Origin of the sequence: Paenibacillus sp. NPDC058367, assembly GCF_042723305.1 — a bacterium.
Lineage (GTDB): Bacteria > Bacillota > Bacilli > Paenibacillales > Paenibacillaceae > Paenibacillus_AQ.
This window is the reverse complement of the sequence record NZ_JBHXIZ010000014.1, coordinates 1-12,010: the sequence shown is the minus strand read 5'-3', so window position 1 is coordinate 12,010 and position 12,010 is coordinate 1. Positions and strand designations below refer to the sequence as shown.

The window sequence follows — 12,010 nt, the reverse complement described above, 5'->3', positions numbered from 1 at the left end:
TGAACATTACCTATTCCCCTCTCTCTCCTGGTTCATCTTCGCCGCGGTCTTAGCGTCGATTGTAGTAGGTCGCGGAATTAGTGCCTCGATTACCCTAATAAAGAATCCAGGAGGAGCCACACGATAAGCATGGTTTTGAATACGGTCTATCAACTCTGAATAAGGTCTGTTGCCGTTATGAATGCCCCTTGTCTGCAAATACTCCAAGTACCCTACGGCTTGCATCTGTGTTGGCGTTAAAGCCTGTACACGATCTTGTAGCGTCTCTAAGACTTGCTTCACTCCGTCAATCTGCGGCATAGGGTTACTATATAAGTCCTGGTTAACGACACTTTCAAGGTCTAACGGTTTAGCCATTGTAAGCCCCCCCTTTCTAGCTTGCGAAAATCGCAAAAGCCCCTAATAAGAATACGCCGACAAACATACACCATTGGAAAGCGTTCGGGCTTGTCTTCGGCATGTTGCGACCAGGATACAAAAAAGCTTGTCCGATGATGATATTTTCTTCAACCTTTGCCAAGTGAGCTACCTCTTCCAGGTACGGCAAACTAACATTGTATACATAAACCAAACCATCCTCATTACTCAAAACTGTTGCGTCCGATTTTGGCAATACGTAGTAACCGGCTCTTATGTATTCGCCCTGGTCATCTTCTACATCCAGGATCTCACAAACGTCTTTATCTCCTGGATTTAAATCCTCAGCTTTTTGAGCTGTGTAATTCCGGAAGAGTACAACACGACCCAGGTTAATTTTTTCCTCTTTTTTTGCCAAGACTAAAACCCCCATTACTAATTTTTTTAGCGACTATCCAACAAGGTAGAACTGTTAAACAAAGCCCCAAACCTACACCAGCTCCAGCAATAAAAAAATATTGAAATGCCAATTCCAATCTGTTCTCCCCCTTTTAATCCCCAGTGGCCAAAGTCGGAATTAAACTACCACCACTTAATTAAATCCTTGAACCAAAGCAGTACGCTGCTATATTTCTGAACCGTATATAAGATAAAAAGAAAGGTTAGCGAAGCAAGCAATGAACTAATTACCCTAGCCCATTCGGGACCAAGTATCCCAAAATACCCAAAATAGTTATCCAGGCGAACCCCCTTGGCTGCCACTGTCCCAACCTGGTTGAGCTGCGTAATACATTTATCCAAAAACTGTACTACTGGGCTAAAGATATTATCCAAAAAGTTACTCACTACCTCCGCCCCCTCTCATGCCACCAATAAGACGTAATGCCGCCCACGCTGTAAAAAACCAAATGCCAAACTGGATTAAATATGCTATTTTGTCCAGTTGAAGCATGGAGAGATACGGTCTAATGTGGGAATATACTTCCATGTAGCTTCCTGGTAGATTGGTTGTGCTGCCGGAGTATCCAAAACCTAAGATAGTCGTAAATAGTCCAGCGATCAGACCAACAAGTAATTTACCGATCGCGAATACCAGGAGAACGATTTTAACGATGATAACGCCAATCCAGACGATGAAACTAAAGATCAGTGCGACTAGATCAAAGATAGGCTGCAGGAGCCACAGCAAGCCGTTCATTAGCTTCCAAAAGAAATCGGCAAGCATACCAAACAAATAGTTAAAACCGTCTGCTATGGCTCTGAACATCTAATCCCAACCCTTCCGACTCCGTCCCAGCACTGCATGTCGTATCAGATCAATGATCTCGTTACTGTAAGCAATCGAAACGTAGATCAGCATAAACGGGGATGACATCAAAATTAACTTCATCCCTCCAGCCATGAGCTGCGCTGCATCCATCTTTAACCCCTCCAATTAATCGCTTGTCGTAAAATTCTAAATACTTTGGGTGCAAGCCGAATACAAATTCCTAGTAAAACGAACAATCCCAAGGATGCTACAAGCAATACAATATTCGTCCATATGTCACTACCTGTTAGCCCCCAACCGTCTGGACTACCAACGATAGGTGGTTTAGTGTTATTCCCATCCCCTATGCTTCCATCTGCAAATTTTGCCTTAACCAACGTTACATTCGCCAAAGCATCTGGCTTATATCCCATAGCTTTTGTGATCTTAAAGCTTCTTTCATCTGCTCCCGCCGTACCTACTTGTTTTCCGTTTAAGTAGATTAAGTACCCAACGGCTTCAGGTGTTTCTTTCCAAGTTACTAGGATATAATCTGGCGTATTTTCCTGTCCGCTTTCCGTTGGGGGTATCGGCGTTGGTGTTGGTACTGGTGTCGGCGTTGGTGTCGGTGTTGGTGTCGGTGTTGGTGTCGGTGTTGGTGTCGGCGTTGCTGTTGGTTTCGGTGTTGCTGTTGGCGTTGGTGTTGGTGTCGGAACTGGTGTTGGTGTCGATGGTGTTATATAGCTGCCAAAAACATCAATTTCATAAATTGTTCTGTACGCCGTAACGGTGTTATACACGGCTACATAACTCACATTGTCGATATCTGCGAAATCTCCATAAAACATATTTGCTCCGGTGCTTTCTGGCAGAGATATAGACTTCAGTATTTTTTTATCAATGTCGTATAACCTCAACTGTAAACTAGTTCCTACTTTAGACGAATACCCATGTAGTGATACCGGACTTGAAAACTTATACCATAGTGTATTATTGCTCCCCCCTATACCACTGTTACTACTGTTTAAATCTCCGTCCGTTGCTTCTGTTACAGTTCTGTTCCCCGTACCCACGTCATTGCTCAAAATAAGCGTTTTACCTCGCAGCAGACCATATGGTGGACGTGTAGGTGTTGGTGTTATCGTTGGCGTCGGTGTCGGTATCGGCGTTGGTAAGGGTGTACCATACGCATACAAAGTAAAAACCAACTCGTCAGAAGTAGAATTATTAACTTGTACGTAACTTACCAAAATATCTCCAGGTATCGTTACATCAGTTAATGATTTTTGAATACCAGTGTTATAAATCACTTTTCCCGTTACGTCATAAAATGAAATAGAATTGCTTGCACTAGATTTTGTGACATTTATCGTAAACCCTTTAATTGGACTAGGAACCTCTAACGTATAAGTATATTTTTGATAAGATGGCACTTTAACATTTCCCACATAAATGTAAGTAACGTTAGTTTCTGCCGCAAATACCGATGTTACAGGCATAACGCACAATAAAATTAGGGCTATTAAAATTATCTTTTTCAAATCACCTCACTCCCCCCCTTTATATCCCTGAAAAACTTCCTTTTTGGAATTGTAATTCCGATAGTCACCAGTATTTTCATTCCCACCATATCCGGGCATCGTATCATCCGGTACTTCATCAGGTTTATAAGGAGGTGCAGTTTCTTCCGGTGTATATCTCCCCCCTACATACTTAGGTGGGGTAATTTCTGTAGGTTCTGAATCTTTATATCCCTTGTCTGTCGCTGATGGTTCTACCGGAGCCGAAAAGGTAGGAGTTGCACTATTAATAGGCTGATACTCATAACCCTTATCCGAATTATCATTAAATTGAATGGATGCAGGATCAGGAATAACAAAACCTTTATCCTCTGAGTAATCCGGCTGGAAGTTCGGAACATTATCATTTAAATTTCCAGATACCTTTGGTGTATCACTAATTCTCGGCACATTCGGTTTAAAATCCGCTATGGTCGGTGGTGGGCTTACTGCCTTTTCACGACTCTGAAATTCGTCTGCTATGATCCTAGCGATTTCCGGACTACGATTTACCATTTCTTGCCCCATTGATGGCACGATGGTATCCCTCATAATTTCCGCTACGTTGTACCAATTCGGTGGAGGTGGATATGTACCACGAATCATATCTGCCCAAGCTCCCATGTACTCATCCCATTCAGGACACTCTAATTGATCTATTAGCGACTGACATGCTGCGCTGCATTCCCCTGGATCACCAGTACCACCGCCCGGATCAGTAGGATTAGGGCTTTCGCTTGGGCTTGTGGTAGCACTGGCAGTTGGGTTTGGGTTTGATGTACCCGACGGTGTAGCAGTTGGCTTGACTGTGGCGGTTGGTGTAGCGCTTGGTTTCACTGTTGCCGATGGTGTAGGAGTTGCCGTAGCGCTGCCTGTGACCCAATAACCTTGTAGATACAAATTTTCGTCATAGTCTCCACTATGCGTAAATTTAACTGTAATTCCTCGGCTCGGATGATTTGCAAAGTCCGATTCTGGAACAGTCACAACCCCCTGAGCTGCCCAGCTATTATTGTTGTAAATGATTGTTGCCCCATCCCCAAAAGTAACAGTTAGATAGTTTTCAGCATTCAGAGTCCTACCTACGCGAATATAAGCTTGATAAAAGGTACCTACGATATCGGATGGCAATACATATTTAGTGCTTCCGCTTGCTGTCTTAAGCTGTATTGTCGCTGGCACACCTTTGACAGCAGTCCCCGCATAATCCGTTTTGTTGATAGTGTAAAGTCCATTACTACTGTCACCGTAAGTTATTCCTGGCATTAATAGCAGCCCTAAAATAAGTAGAGACCATACCCTTTTCATACATTTATCTCTCCTTAATCAAAAAAGGGACGGGGTTTCCCCCGCCCCTTTTCCGGCATGAATGCAGATATTAGGACTTGCCGCCGCCAATCCCAAGAGCCTTGAAGATCACTGTAAACACCTTTGGTGCGAACTTGATGCAAATACCCAAGATCAAAAATGCCGATACGCTACCCACGATAAGCATAACGTTCGTCCAAACGTCAGATGCCCCGAAACCCCAATCTGCTGTACCTGAGAAAATCGGTGTAGATGCTGCTGCTGCCATAGTATTCATTATAAAAAACCTCCCAATAATTTTAGTTTCTATATATCATAATGCTCGTCATCGTCCCTACGGCGGCTGAAGGCATTACGTATAACGGCTATAAACTCGCCACCATATTCGAAAGCTGCGGCGATAATCACAAACGGCATACCCACAAAAAGTATTGCACGAAGCACTGACCAAAAATCGTTTTGTACCGCATCTGTAAAGAATGAGATAGTCGGTATTGCGCTATACATAACGCCCCCCTAACTCCTGCCACGCATATTCCTGAATGCTGTGATCAATGTTTCCAAAAGCCACCCTCCAGCCTGTATCGCAATATAGATCACCAGGAACACCATGCCCACCGCTGCAATCTTGTTGAATACCCACCAAAAGTATGACATGTCGAGTAGCCCTTTTAAGTCCATCGCCCCACCCCTTTCAGAAGAGTAATTAGCCCAGCGAAAAAGCTAATTGCCAGGAGTGGAACAAATAAAACAAAGTCCATGTAATCCAGTGTAAAAAGGAAGATCATCAAATCTTTGATCATTTCTTCACCCCGAATACATTGATTAACAGACCAACTAAGGCGAAGTAAACAGGTATGACCAAGAATAAGCTGTAATGCTCCACGAGCTGCGAAGCGTTCATACTTGCTATAGACTGGATCATTGTTTACCTCCTCCTATTATCAGACTGTGGAAAAACCGGATGATCATAAACAGGATCAGGAACGCCAGAAGAGTGGAAACCATAATATCTCCAAACGTTATTTCGTGAAGAACGGTAAAAGATACGCTGCTTCCTGTATACCTGGTGTAGTCTAGCCCCTCTATCAGATCAGGGCTGTAAACCGATTCAACTACGGACGAATAGGTTATTTCTCCTTGAATCCCATTTTCCAAAACAAGCCACTCCCAACAAAAAAAGACAGAGGTTTATCCCTCCGTCTTTGTTCTCATTGCCAAAATACTATCGAATAGACTAGAATAATCTAGTCCAACGTACGAAAGTATAACCCGTTGCCGGAGGGATTTCCGCAACAGGTTCCCGTCAACAGTGTTACCAGCACTGTATCGGGGTTGGATATTTTTTTATGTCTTGGATGAAGAATATCATCATAGTGAAAATTTTGTCAATGACCCTGAGAAGTTCATTTTTTCCATAAAAAGTTAGTTTTCTGCACTAAAATTAATACTTAACTTGATTGCATAAAACAATCTTTTTTATTTACAAAATATTTTCAAATTAGACATAAAAGCTTTCAAAATCAGAACGCATATTCTATTTGGAAAGTTCGTTCCTATGTAATTATAAAAAAAAAAGGAAAATATGTCTATTACTCTTTCAAATATTTCTCATTTATCATTTTCTCGATAATATGTTTTGGATTACCTTCTTTTTCAATTTCAGTAAGTACCTTCTGTTTCACATTCACACAAAGCGTTTTTACTACTTCTTCTGGATCAATCCTTTTTCTTCCCAATCTCATTTCCCCATTCCTAATATAAGCGTCCTCCTTTTATTTTTTCTTATTATCATAACTCACCAAGTAGATTCAGCAAATAATCCAGACTCTCAAAATATGGTTATATATGTTATTTTTCAGCACCAAAATTAATATATATAATATATTATTTCTCCTGCGCACAAAAAAAAGGCGTTTCGCCTAAAGCGCACCGCCCCTCTAACACTTCTATTTCTCTTTTCCTAGCTTCCAGCGTACCTCTGGATCATTAAGATCAGGCAAAACCATGTCTTTTTTCCAAAATTGCCACCACCGCTTGTCATTCGCGGCTGCTACCATACGCCGAGTATCTAAAACTTCCCTCAAAATAACTGATATATTAGCGTTCTGCTCGTCCATCCGCTTATGTACCCGCTCCAGCTCTGCCGCCTGCTGTTGGTTCTGTTCCCCTAGCTGTTGCATAACCGCAAATAGTTCATTGTATCGTTCTTCATATCGCTCTGACACCTGATTATCTGCCGAAACAACCATAGGCGATACAGATTCGTGCGCCCTCTCACGCCTTGATACAACTACGTTTGCAGCTAACTCCACCGTCATACCCGGCTGATCGCATAGCGCTTTTAAATGCCTAAATACCGTAGCGTCTTCGTCTGTATATTCGCGGTGTCCACTATCGCCCTTATGTACGACATACCCAGCCGCTTCAAGCGCCCCAGCATACTTTCGCACTGTGCTGGGTTTAACCCCTATAATCTCGCATATTTCCTTAGTTCCTAGCATTTTTTATGTCACCTCCGTAGCGATTAAAACCCCACAGCATACCGCTACAGGGCTTATATTATTATATTAGCTGATCAACTATTCTTTTTATAGATTTTTATATTAAATATCATCCAAAATACTAGATAAATAGTACGAACCACATAATAAACTGCATAACATAACATTATTAAGAATAGCTCAATCAACCACATGGGCAATTCCAAAACCAACAAAAATAGATGATATAGCTTATACTCCTTCAAGTTCTTAAAATCCTGATACGTGGTTGTTACCTCTACTGATCCAACTGCTTTACCTCTCACAATAACTTTCAGATCATTAAAAATTACCACAATAGCAGCCACACAATAGAAGAAAGCAACAATCCCTAAAACAGTCAAAAAGATTTCGTATCCAGAAGGCCAAAAAGGTTCTTTTCTACTAAACAACGTGTCAAAATCCTCTAAAATGTTCATACTAATCCCCTCTTCCTATTTTCATTTTGATCTATCCTATCTGACCTGATATACTTTATTTACATTGTTTTGGCGCTCATTGATCCCCACGATCATTGTGCGTCTTTTTCTTTTAGTAGCACCTTATCAGCATTATGCAAAGTCTTTTTATGTAACAATTCTGAAAGCAGCTCCAGCTTATTACTTGTCTGCCGCCGCTCTGCCATCGTTCGCTTAAGCATCTGAACATCCATATACTCTTTCCGTTTTTTCAGTACATCCTCTGTAAAATCCTTCTCCTTCTCTGATTCGTAATCATGAAACATATTCGTGAATACCTTCATCGCTTCAATCATAAAATCTGCGTCCGGCTCAAGCTCTTCATTCAAAATAAGCTTCTGCAGCCTACCTCTAATCTGAGCAATCTCCCGTTCCTTCGTAGTGTCGATATCCTTCAACCGAAAAATAAAATTCTTACACTCTACAAAGTGATTAGGATCTCCCTTACTGAGCTGTTTCCAGAATGCAGACGGATGGTTAAACTTACTCATTAAATGCGTCCAGAGCAGCGATAGACCATCTAGTCGAAGCAAGAAATCCATAGTATCAAATATCCCCGTTTCCCCTGTTTCTTCGCAAGCGAAACCCTTCATATAGTCTCTATGTATTTCAAACTCAATGTTCCAGACCTTTTCAGCATCCATCCCGTTTTTCTTGTAAATCTCGCGGAAATAGTCTTTCTTCTTTTTCGTAATCTCAATAGACTTGTTATACAAACGAAGTTGTAGCCGTGTCCGATCTCCGTAATATACCGTTTCAAATTCACCCGTACAGGGGTCTAGCTTGTGGAAACTGGGCTTGTTATCATCCTCGACGTTCCTTGGATAATCCAAAGTTCTCAAATCATCCAGAGTCCATTTAAATTGGTCTGAATGCACACATAAATCAATCCGGTTAGGCTTTGCAGCTTCATACCTAAAACCAAGCGCAGTCAGAACTTCCAACGACTCCAAAAAGGCATCCTGTACCCCCATATCCCATAGTTTAAATTGGTTAATCTGAACCTTTACCGGAAACGTCCCATCATTTCGCCGCCGCCGTGCGAAGTAAATCGCCATATCTTGATTCCGAATCTGAAAGGCATAAATCGGCTTTTGTCCATGTGATTCAATGCTGAACGTCACAGGATACTCATAGCGCCCTAACTCCAACTGAATGTAGTCTGTTCCCTCCCCGTCCTCTGAAACGCTCTTACCGTCGATCAGCCGCTGCATTAAACCGTCCTGCATTACTTCATCGTAATTATCAGCATCGTATGTATACCAAAGCGTATCGACGTTAAACAAAAAACGCTTTGGATCAGGCGCAAACAGCTTCCTACCTCTCAAGCTACCATTTGGCTTAGTATATAATTCCGGCATAACAACCCTCCTTTTCCAAAAACGCTTTAGCACAGCAAAGTGGTCTTCATTTTAAAGATAAAACCTATTGTTTTCTTGTTCATAGGTATGATTTACTCCGTTTTTCTCTCTCGTTCTGTGTGTGATTGGCTCAAACCTTAGAGCAGTACGGGTTTGGAGGGTATTGGGAAGCCCTACCGTGACCCCATATTATAAGCATTGGGGTCTCGCACCATTTTGAGCGTTCGCGCCCTTAACCCCTTTTAAAACCATTTCTCAACTAACTTCAAAATCAAAGGCGAAAACCCAATAAAAGCAGTAATTACAACGAATACAATAAGTTCAATCATTTCAAAACCACCTTTTTAGGAACTTATCACCATATGAATATTTCAGAATAGTCTTGTCTGGATGAAAATTTCGCTTTTTTCCTCAATTTCGCTCGTTTCGACGATTTCAACCGTTTCAACCATTCCCCCCGTTTCTTCTCCGTTCCTCTTAAACGTCCAGGAATGAACTTTCCCGCAACCTAAACAATGATAATCCACTCCTAATTTCCTTGAATTAGCTAATTCAAGGCGTTCCGATAGTTCCAATGAAGCTTTTATAGCACATGACCCACAAAGTAAATTTTTCATAGTTTCACTCTCCTATTAAATTAAGAACAGATATGCCGCTGGCAGCTTAAGGCTAACGCCTTAAGAATCCTTTAGCCTGCGGCGCCCCCTCGCCGGGTGGCAGGTTCCCGAACGCAAGGTTCGGAAACGACTGTTAGGGTGGGTGTTAGGAACCGCTCGTAAAGGGTTCGCTTCGCCGCTAACGCGCCCTTGACGGCTCCTGTGTGGCGTTCTAAGCCTTTCTATGCAAAAAGCCCTCCTGTACACCCAAAAAGGGATACAGGAGGGCTTATGCGCATTACTTCGTTCCTATTGATCGCACAATTAAAATACGGTACAATGAGGGCAAAGCCATGTGTTCAGCGCGCCTGTTTCTCCGATCTTGGTTATCGGTTAAGCAGTCTTAGAGTTGGTAGCTCTAAGCCGCCGTGAAACGTGGCTCTTTTTATTTATCTAAAGAAAATATTACCATGAGTCTACTAATGTTTACTAGATCAATTTACGTAATATCCTAAAATTTGTCGAAATTATATTCTATAAAGAATTTTTGTTCGTACTTTTTTCGCATTATAGTACTATTTAACCCTTTTTATGTATTTCAATGGATGCGTATTACCATTTAATTTCGATTCCTTTAGTTACCCACATTTCACCTTCCAAGTCTTCCTTAACAGATCCTCTTGGCTCTTTATCATAATACGTGTCCCTCATTACCTTGATTGCCTTGCGGTACGTACTGCATTCTTTGAACGTTGGGCAATCTGTTAACTTTTTATATTCCCCCAATGCCCACTCATCATAAAGTCGGTGCAGAGCAAGATTATAAAAGGTTCTTAGACTATCAATTGCGTGATCCATTCATTTTCATCCCTTCATCTCATACAGCTTGCGAAAATACTCAGAATAATTATCATACTCGCCCTGCTGGATCAAAGAATCAATCTCTTTCCAGGCTTCTTCTGGTAGATTAATACGCAACGGTCTAGACACTCCTATTTTCGGTCTTCCAGCACCTTCACGCGCACCACCCAAATTATCACTTTGCCATGTTTTTCTCGCCACTTAAATCCTCCAGGTAATTTGATTTATGTTTCTAAAATCATTTTACTACAGCAAATTGATTTTTGCAACACTTTTCATTTTCGTCTGGATTTTGAATACTGCTACACAAAAATAAACCCAACTCATCTAAAGTCGGATTTATCAGTAACTTATAATGATTACTCAAAAACAACCTTCCCCTCTTCTTGAACCAACCTACAGTAAATATTCAATGGCACATCATTTTCTGGAAACAGATAATAGACTTTAATTCCCGAATAATATCGCTGATCTTTGTACATATCCTTTTCATGGCGTGACATCATTGTAGACCTCACAGCTACACTCTTAGTAGCTTTACAAGCTTGCACGAGCTGATTAGTATAGGTTTGTTCTAAGTACTCTTTCCATTTTTTATTTAGTACCACAGGGTTGATCTCCTTACCCAGAAAGATTCGATTGAAAGTGTATGTATCTGGAGAAAGTAATTTCTCAGCTTGCATATATAGTCAGCCCCTCTTTGTCCAGTGTCTCGATCTTTTTGTAAATCCCTAATCGCTTAAGCGCTGCCTCATGCCGCCTATCGAGTTCTTCAAAAAACTCTTTCGTTTGCTTTTTACCTTCTGGCATAGGAAAGCTTTTCACCATGCTGTTAGTGTCAAACACATCAAGAGAATAAACTTTTTTTTGTGACGAAGACGGTAATACCCATTTATTCAGCAGCCGCCCCCACTCACCATATGCTTTATCCTGATAATCATAAACGTGGTTAATTATCGTACCACCAGGAGTCTTTTGACAATTGATAAGCAGCTCCGTGTTCTGCCGAATCCGTGTGTCTATATTGTTGTAGCTTGGTAGGATGAAAATAAAGACACAGTTCATTTTCCTAACATAGTTAAATATTTGTGTGAGAGTCGTATTCGCTTCGTTTGCCCACTTACGGGAGTCAAAGTTGGTCTGTGATTCGTCAAATATAACGACGCTGCCGTGTAAATCCGCAATTCGATACCAGTCTGAGTAGCTATCAAAGTGATAAGCCCCCCTCATAGGAAAATTAGCAAATATTTTAGTTCCCGATGCTGTAGCCCACTGCAACGCCTTGATCACTGCCGTTGTAGTCTTACCGCTACCGAATGGACCCGTCATACCAAATACCCGTGCCATGACTTTTCACCCTCCTTTATTGGTCTTACCATCTTCTTCGCCCTTTCCAATCCGTTCCATCACGCACACGACCGGAAAACTCATTACGTTTCCACCCCGCTGGACGATTTTCAAACTCACCTCGTTCTCTATACACTGCAGCTTGTCTGATTATGAACATGACTGATGGAGCTATATAGATACATATTCCTATCAAAAGAAACCCCGATAATGATCCAACGACCAGTAGCACATTAGACCAAATTTCAGCGGCACCAAATCCCCAATTTGTATTGCTGAACATTACCTATTCCCCTCTCTCTCCTGGTTCATCTTCGCCGCGGTCTTAGCGTCGATTGTAGTAGGTCGCGGAATTAGTGCCTCGATTACCC

23 protein-coding genes are annotated in these 12,010 nt (G+C 41.6%); 1 reads left to right on the top strand and 22 read right to left on the bottom strand.

Going from position 1 to position 12,010, the window contains the following annotated elements; all coding sequences use genetic code 11:
* Window positions 1–6: 6 nt before the first annotated feature.
* The 12 genes from ACFWMP_RS31330 to ACFWMP_RS31275 form a co-directional block, all read right to left on the bottom strand.
* Window positions 7–357 carry a hypothetical protein gene (locus tag ACFWMP_RS31330; RefSeq protein ID WP_379426196.1) on the bottom strand — a complete coding sequence of 117 codons (351 nt, stop codon included), beginning with the start codon at window positions 355–357 and terminating at the stop codon, window positions 7–9.
* A 16-nt stretch (window positions 358–373) separates the two neighbouring features.
* On the bottom strand, window positions 374–775 hold the full coding sequence (locus tag ACFWMP_RS31325; RefSeq protein WP_379426194.1) for a hypothetical protein: 402 nt from the start codon (window positions 773–775) through the stop codon (window positions 374–376).
* Entirely contained in the window at window positions 750–893 is a 144-nt protein-coding gene (locus ACFWMP_RS31320; protein WP_379426192.1) for a hypothetical protein, read from the bottom strand. Before ACFWMP_RS31320 ends, ACFWMP_RS31325 begins: the two co-directional genes overlap by 26 nt.
* Before the next feature lie 46 nt (window positions 894–939).
* Window positions 940–1,203 (bottom strand): hypothetical protein, encoded by a 264-nt coding sequence (locus tag ACFWMP_RS31315; RefSeq protein ID WP_341144406.1) that lies wholly within the window; start codon window positions 1,201–1,203, stop codon window positions 940–942.
* Window positions 1,196–1,624, bottom strand: a complete 429-nt coding sequence (locus ACFWMP_RS31310) for a hypothetical protein (RefSeq protein WP_379426190.1) — start codon at window positions 1,622–1,624, stop codon at window positions 1,196–1,198. The genes ACFWMP_RS31315 and ACFWMP_RS31310 overlap by 8 nt, the downstream gene beginning before the upstream one ends.
* Complete coding sequence (locus tag ACFWMP_RS31305) at window positions 1,625–1,777, bottom strand: hypothetical protein (protein WP_341144408.1); 153 nt, start codon at window positions 1,775–1,777, stop codon at window positions 1,625–1,627.
* 2 nt (window positions 1,778–1,779) lie between these two features.
* The gene (locus tag ACFWMP_RS31300) at window positions 1,780–3,105 is read right to left on the bottom strand and encodes a hypothetical protein (RefSeq protein ID WP_379426189.1); all 1,326 of its coding nucleotides are present in this window, start codon (window positions 3,103–3,105) and stop codon (window positions 1,780–1,782) included.
* Window positions 3,106–3,153: 48 nt separating this feature from the next.
* Entirely contained in the window at window positions 3,154–4,473 is a 1,320-nt protein-coding gene (locus ACFWMP_RS31295) for a hypothetical protein (protein ID WP_379426187.1), read from the bottom strand.
* Window positions 4,474–4,543: 70 nt separating this feature from the next.
* Complete coding sequence (locus ACFWMP_RS31290) at window positions 4,544–4,750, bottom strand: hypothetical protein (protein ID WP_341144411.1); 207 nt, start codon at window positions 4,748–4,750, stop codon at window positions 4,544–4,546.
* Between the two features lie 29 nt (window positions 4,751–4,779).
* A complete protein-coding gene (locus ACFWMP_RS31285; RefSeq protein WP_341144412.1) occupies window positions 4,780–4,980 on the bottom strand; it encodes a hypothetical protein in 201 nt (66 codons plus the stop codon).
* A complete protein-coding gene (locus tag ACFWMP_RS31280; protein ID WP_379426184.1) occupies window positions 4,973–5,116 on the bottom strand; it encodes a hypothetical protein in 144 nt (47 codons plus the stop codon). Before ACFWMP_RS31280 ends, ACFWMP_RS31285 begins: the two co-directional genes overlap by 8 nt.
* Window positions 5,117–5,272: 156 nt before the next feature.
* Complete coding sequence (locus ACFWMP_RS31275) at window positions 5,273–5,398, bottom strand: hypothetical protein (protein ID WP_341144413.1); 126 nt, start codon at window positions 5,396–5,398, stop codon at window positions 5,273–5,275.
* Window positions 5,399–5,424: 26 nt separating this feature from the next.
* Here ACFWMP_RS31275 and ACFWMP_RS31270 point away from each other — a divergent pair, with 26 nt between their 5' ends.
* Window positions 5,425–5,553 (top strand): hypothetical protein, encoded by a 129-nt coding sequence (locus tag ACFWMP_RS31270; RefSeq protein ID WP_379426182.1) that lies wholly within the window; start codon window positions 5,425–5,427, stop codon window positions 5,551–5,553.
* A 512-nt stretch (window positions 5,554–6,065) separates the two neighbouring features.
* On the opposite strand, the gene ACFWMP_RS31265 is transcribed toward ACFWMP_RS31270, so the two are convergent.
* From ACFWMP_RS31265 to ACFWMP_RS31220, 10 genes are all read right to left on the bottom strand, one after another.
* The gene (locus ACFWMP_RS31265) at window positions 6,066–6,218 is read right to left on the bottom strand and encodes a hypothetical protein (protein ID WP_379426180.1); all 153 of its coding nucleotides are present in this window, start codon (window positions 6,216–6,218) and stop codon (window positions 6,066–6,068) included.
* A 204-nt stretch (window positions 6,219–6,422) separates the two neighbouring features.
* The gene (locus ACFWMP_RS31260; RefSeq protein ID WP_379426178.1) at window positions 6,423–6,977 is read right to left on the bottom strand and encodes a DUF3967 domain-containing protein; all 555 of its coding nucleotides are present in this window, start codon (window positions 6,975–6,977) and stop codon (window positions 6,423–6,425) included.
* Window positions 6,978–7,051: 74 nt separating this feature from the next.
* On the bottom strand, window positions 7,052–7,435 hold the full coding sequence (locus ACFWMP_RS31255) for a hypothetical protein (RefSeq protein WP_379426176.1): 384 nt from the start codon (window positions 7,433–7,435) through the stop codon (window positions 7,052–7,054).
* 92 nt (window positions 7,436–7,527) lie between these two features.
* Entirely contained in the window at window positions 7,528–8,835 is a 1,308-nt protein-coding gene (locus ACFWMP_RS31250) for a replication initiation protein (protein WP_379426175.1), read from the bottom strand.
* Window positions 8,836–9,206: 371 nt separating this feature from the next.
* The gene (locus tag ACFWMP_RS31245) at window positions 9,207–9,452 is read right to left on the bottom strand and encodes a hypothetical protein (protein WP_379426173.1); all 246 of its coding nucleotides are present in this window, start codon (window positions 9,450–9,452) and stop codon (window positions 9,207–9,209) included.
* A 591-nt stretch (window positions 9,453–10,043) separates the two neighbouring features.
* Window positions 10,044–10,289 (bottom strand): hypothetical protein, encoded by a 246-nt coding sequence (locus ACFWMP_RS31240; RefSeq protein ID WP_379426171.1) that lies wholly within the window; start codon window positions 10,287–10,289, stop codon window positions 10,044–10,046.
* A gap of 6 nt (window positions 10,290–10,295) precedes the next feature.
* Window positions 10,296–10,493: a transcriptional regulator gene (locus ACFWMP_RS31235; RefSeq protein WP_341043345.1), complete on the bottom strand. Its 198-nt coding sequence runs from the start codon at window positions 10,491–10,493 to the stop codon at window positions 10,296–10,298.
* A 158-nt stretch (window positions 10,494–10,651) separates the two neighbouring features.
* Window positions 10,652–10,975, bottom strand: coding sequence for a hypothetical protein (locus ACFWMP_RS31230; protein WP_379426169.1), 324 nt, complete (start codon window positions 10,973–10,975; stop codon window positions 10,652–10,654).
* Window positions 10,965–11,639 (bottom strand): zonular occludens toxin domain-containing protein, encoded by a 675-nt coding sequence (locus ACFWMP_RS31225; RefSeq protein ID WP_379426167.1) that lies wholly within the window; start codon window positions 11,637–11,639, stop codon window positions 10,965–10,967. The genes ACFWMP_RS31230 and ACFWMP_RS31225 overlap by 11 nt, the downstream gene beginning before the upstream one ends.
* Before the next feature lie 25 nt (window positions 11,640–11,664).
* Complete coding sequence (locus ACFWMP_RS31220) at window positions 11,665–11,922, bottom strand: hypothetical protein (RefSeq protein ID WP_379426165.1); 258 nt, start codon at window positions 11,920–11,922, stop codon at window positions 11,665–11,667.
* Between the last annotated feature and the right edge of the window lie 88 nt (window positions 11,923–12,010).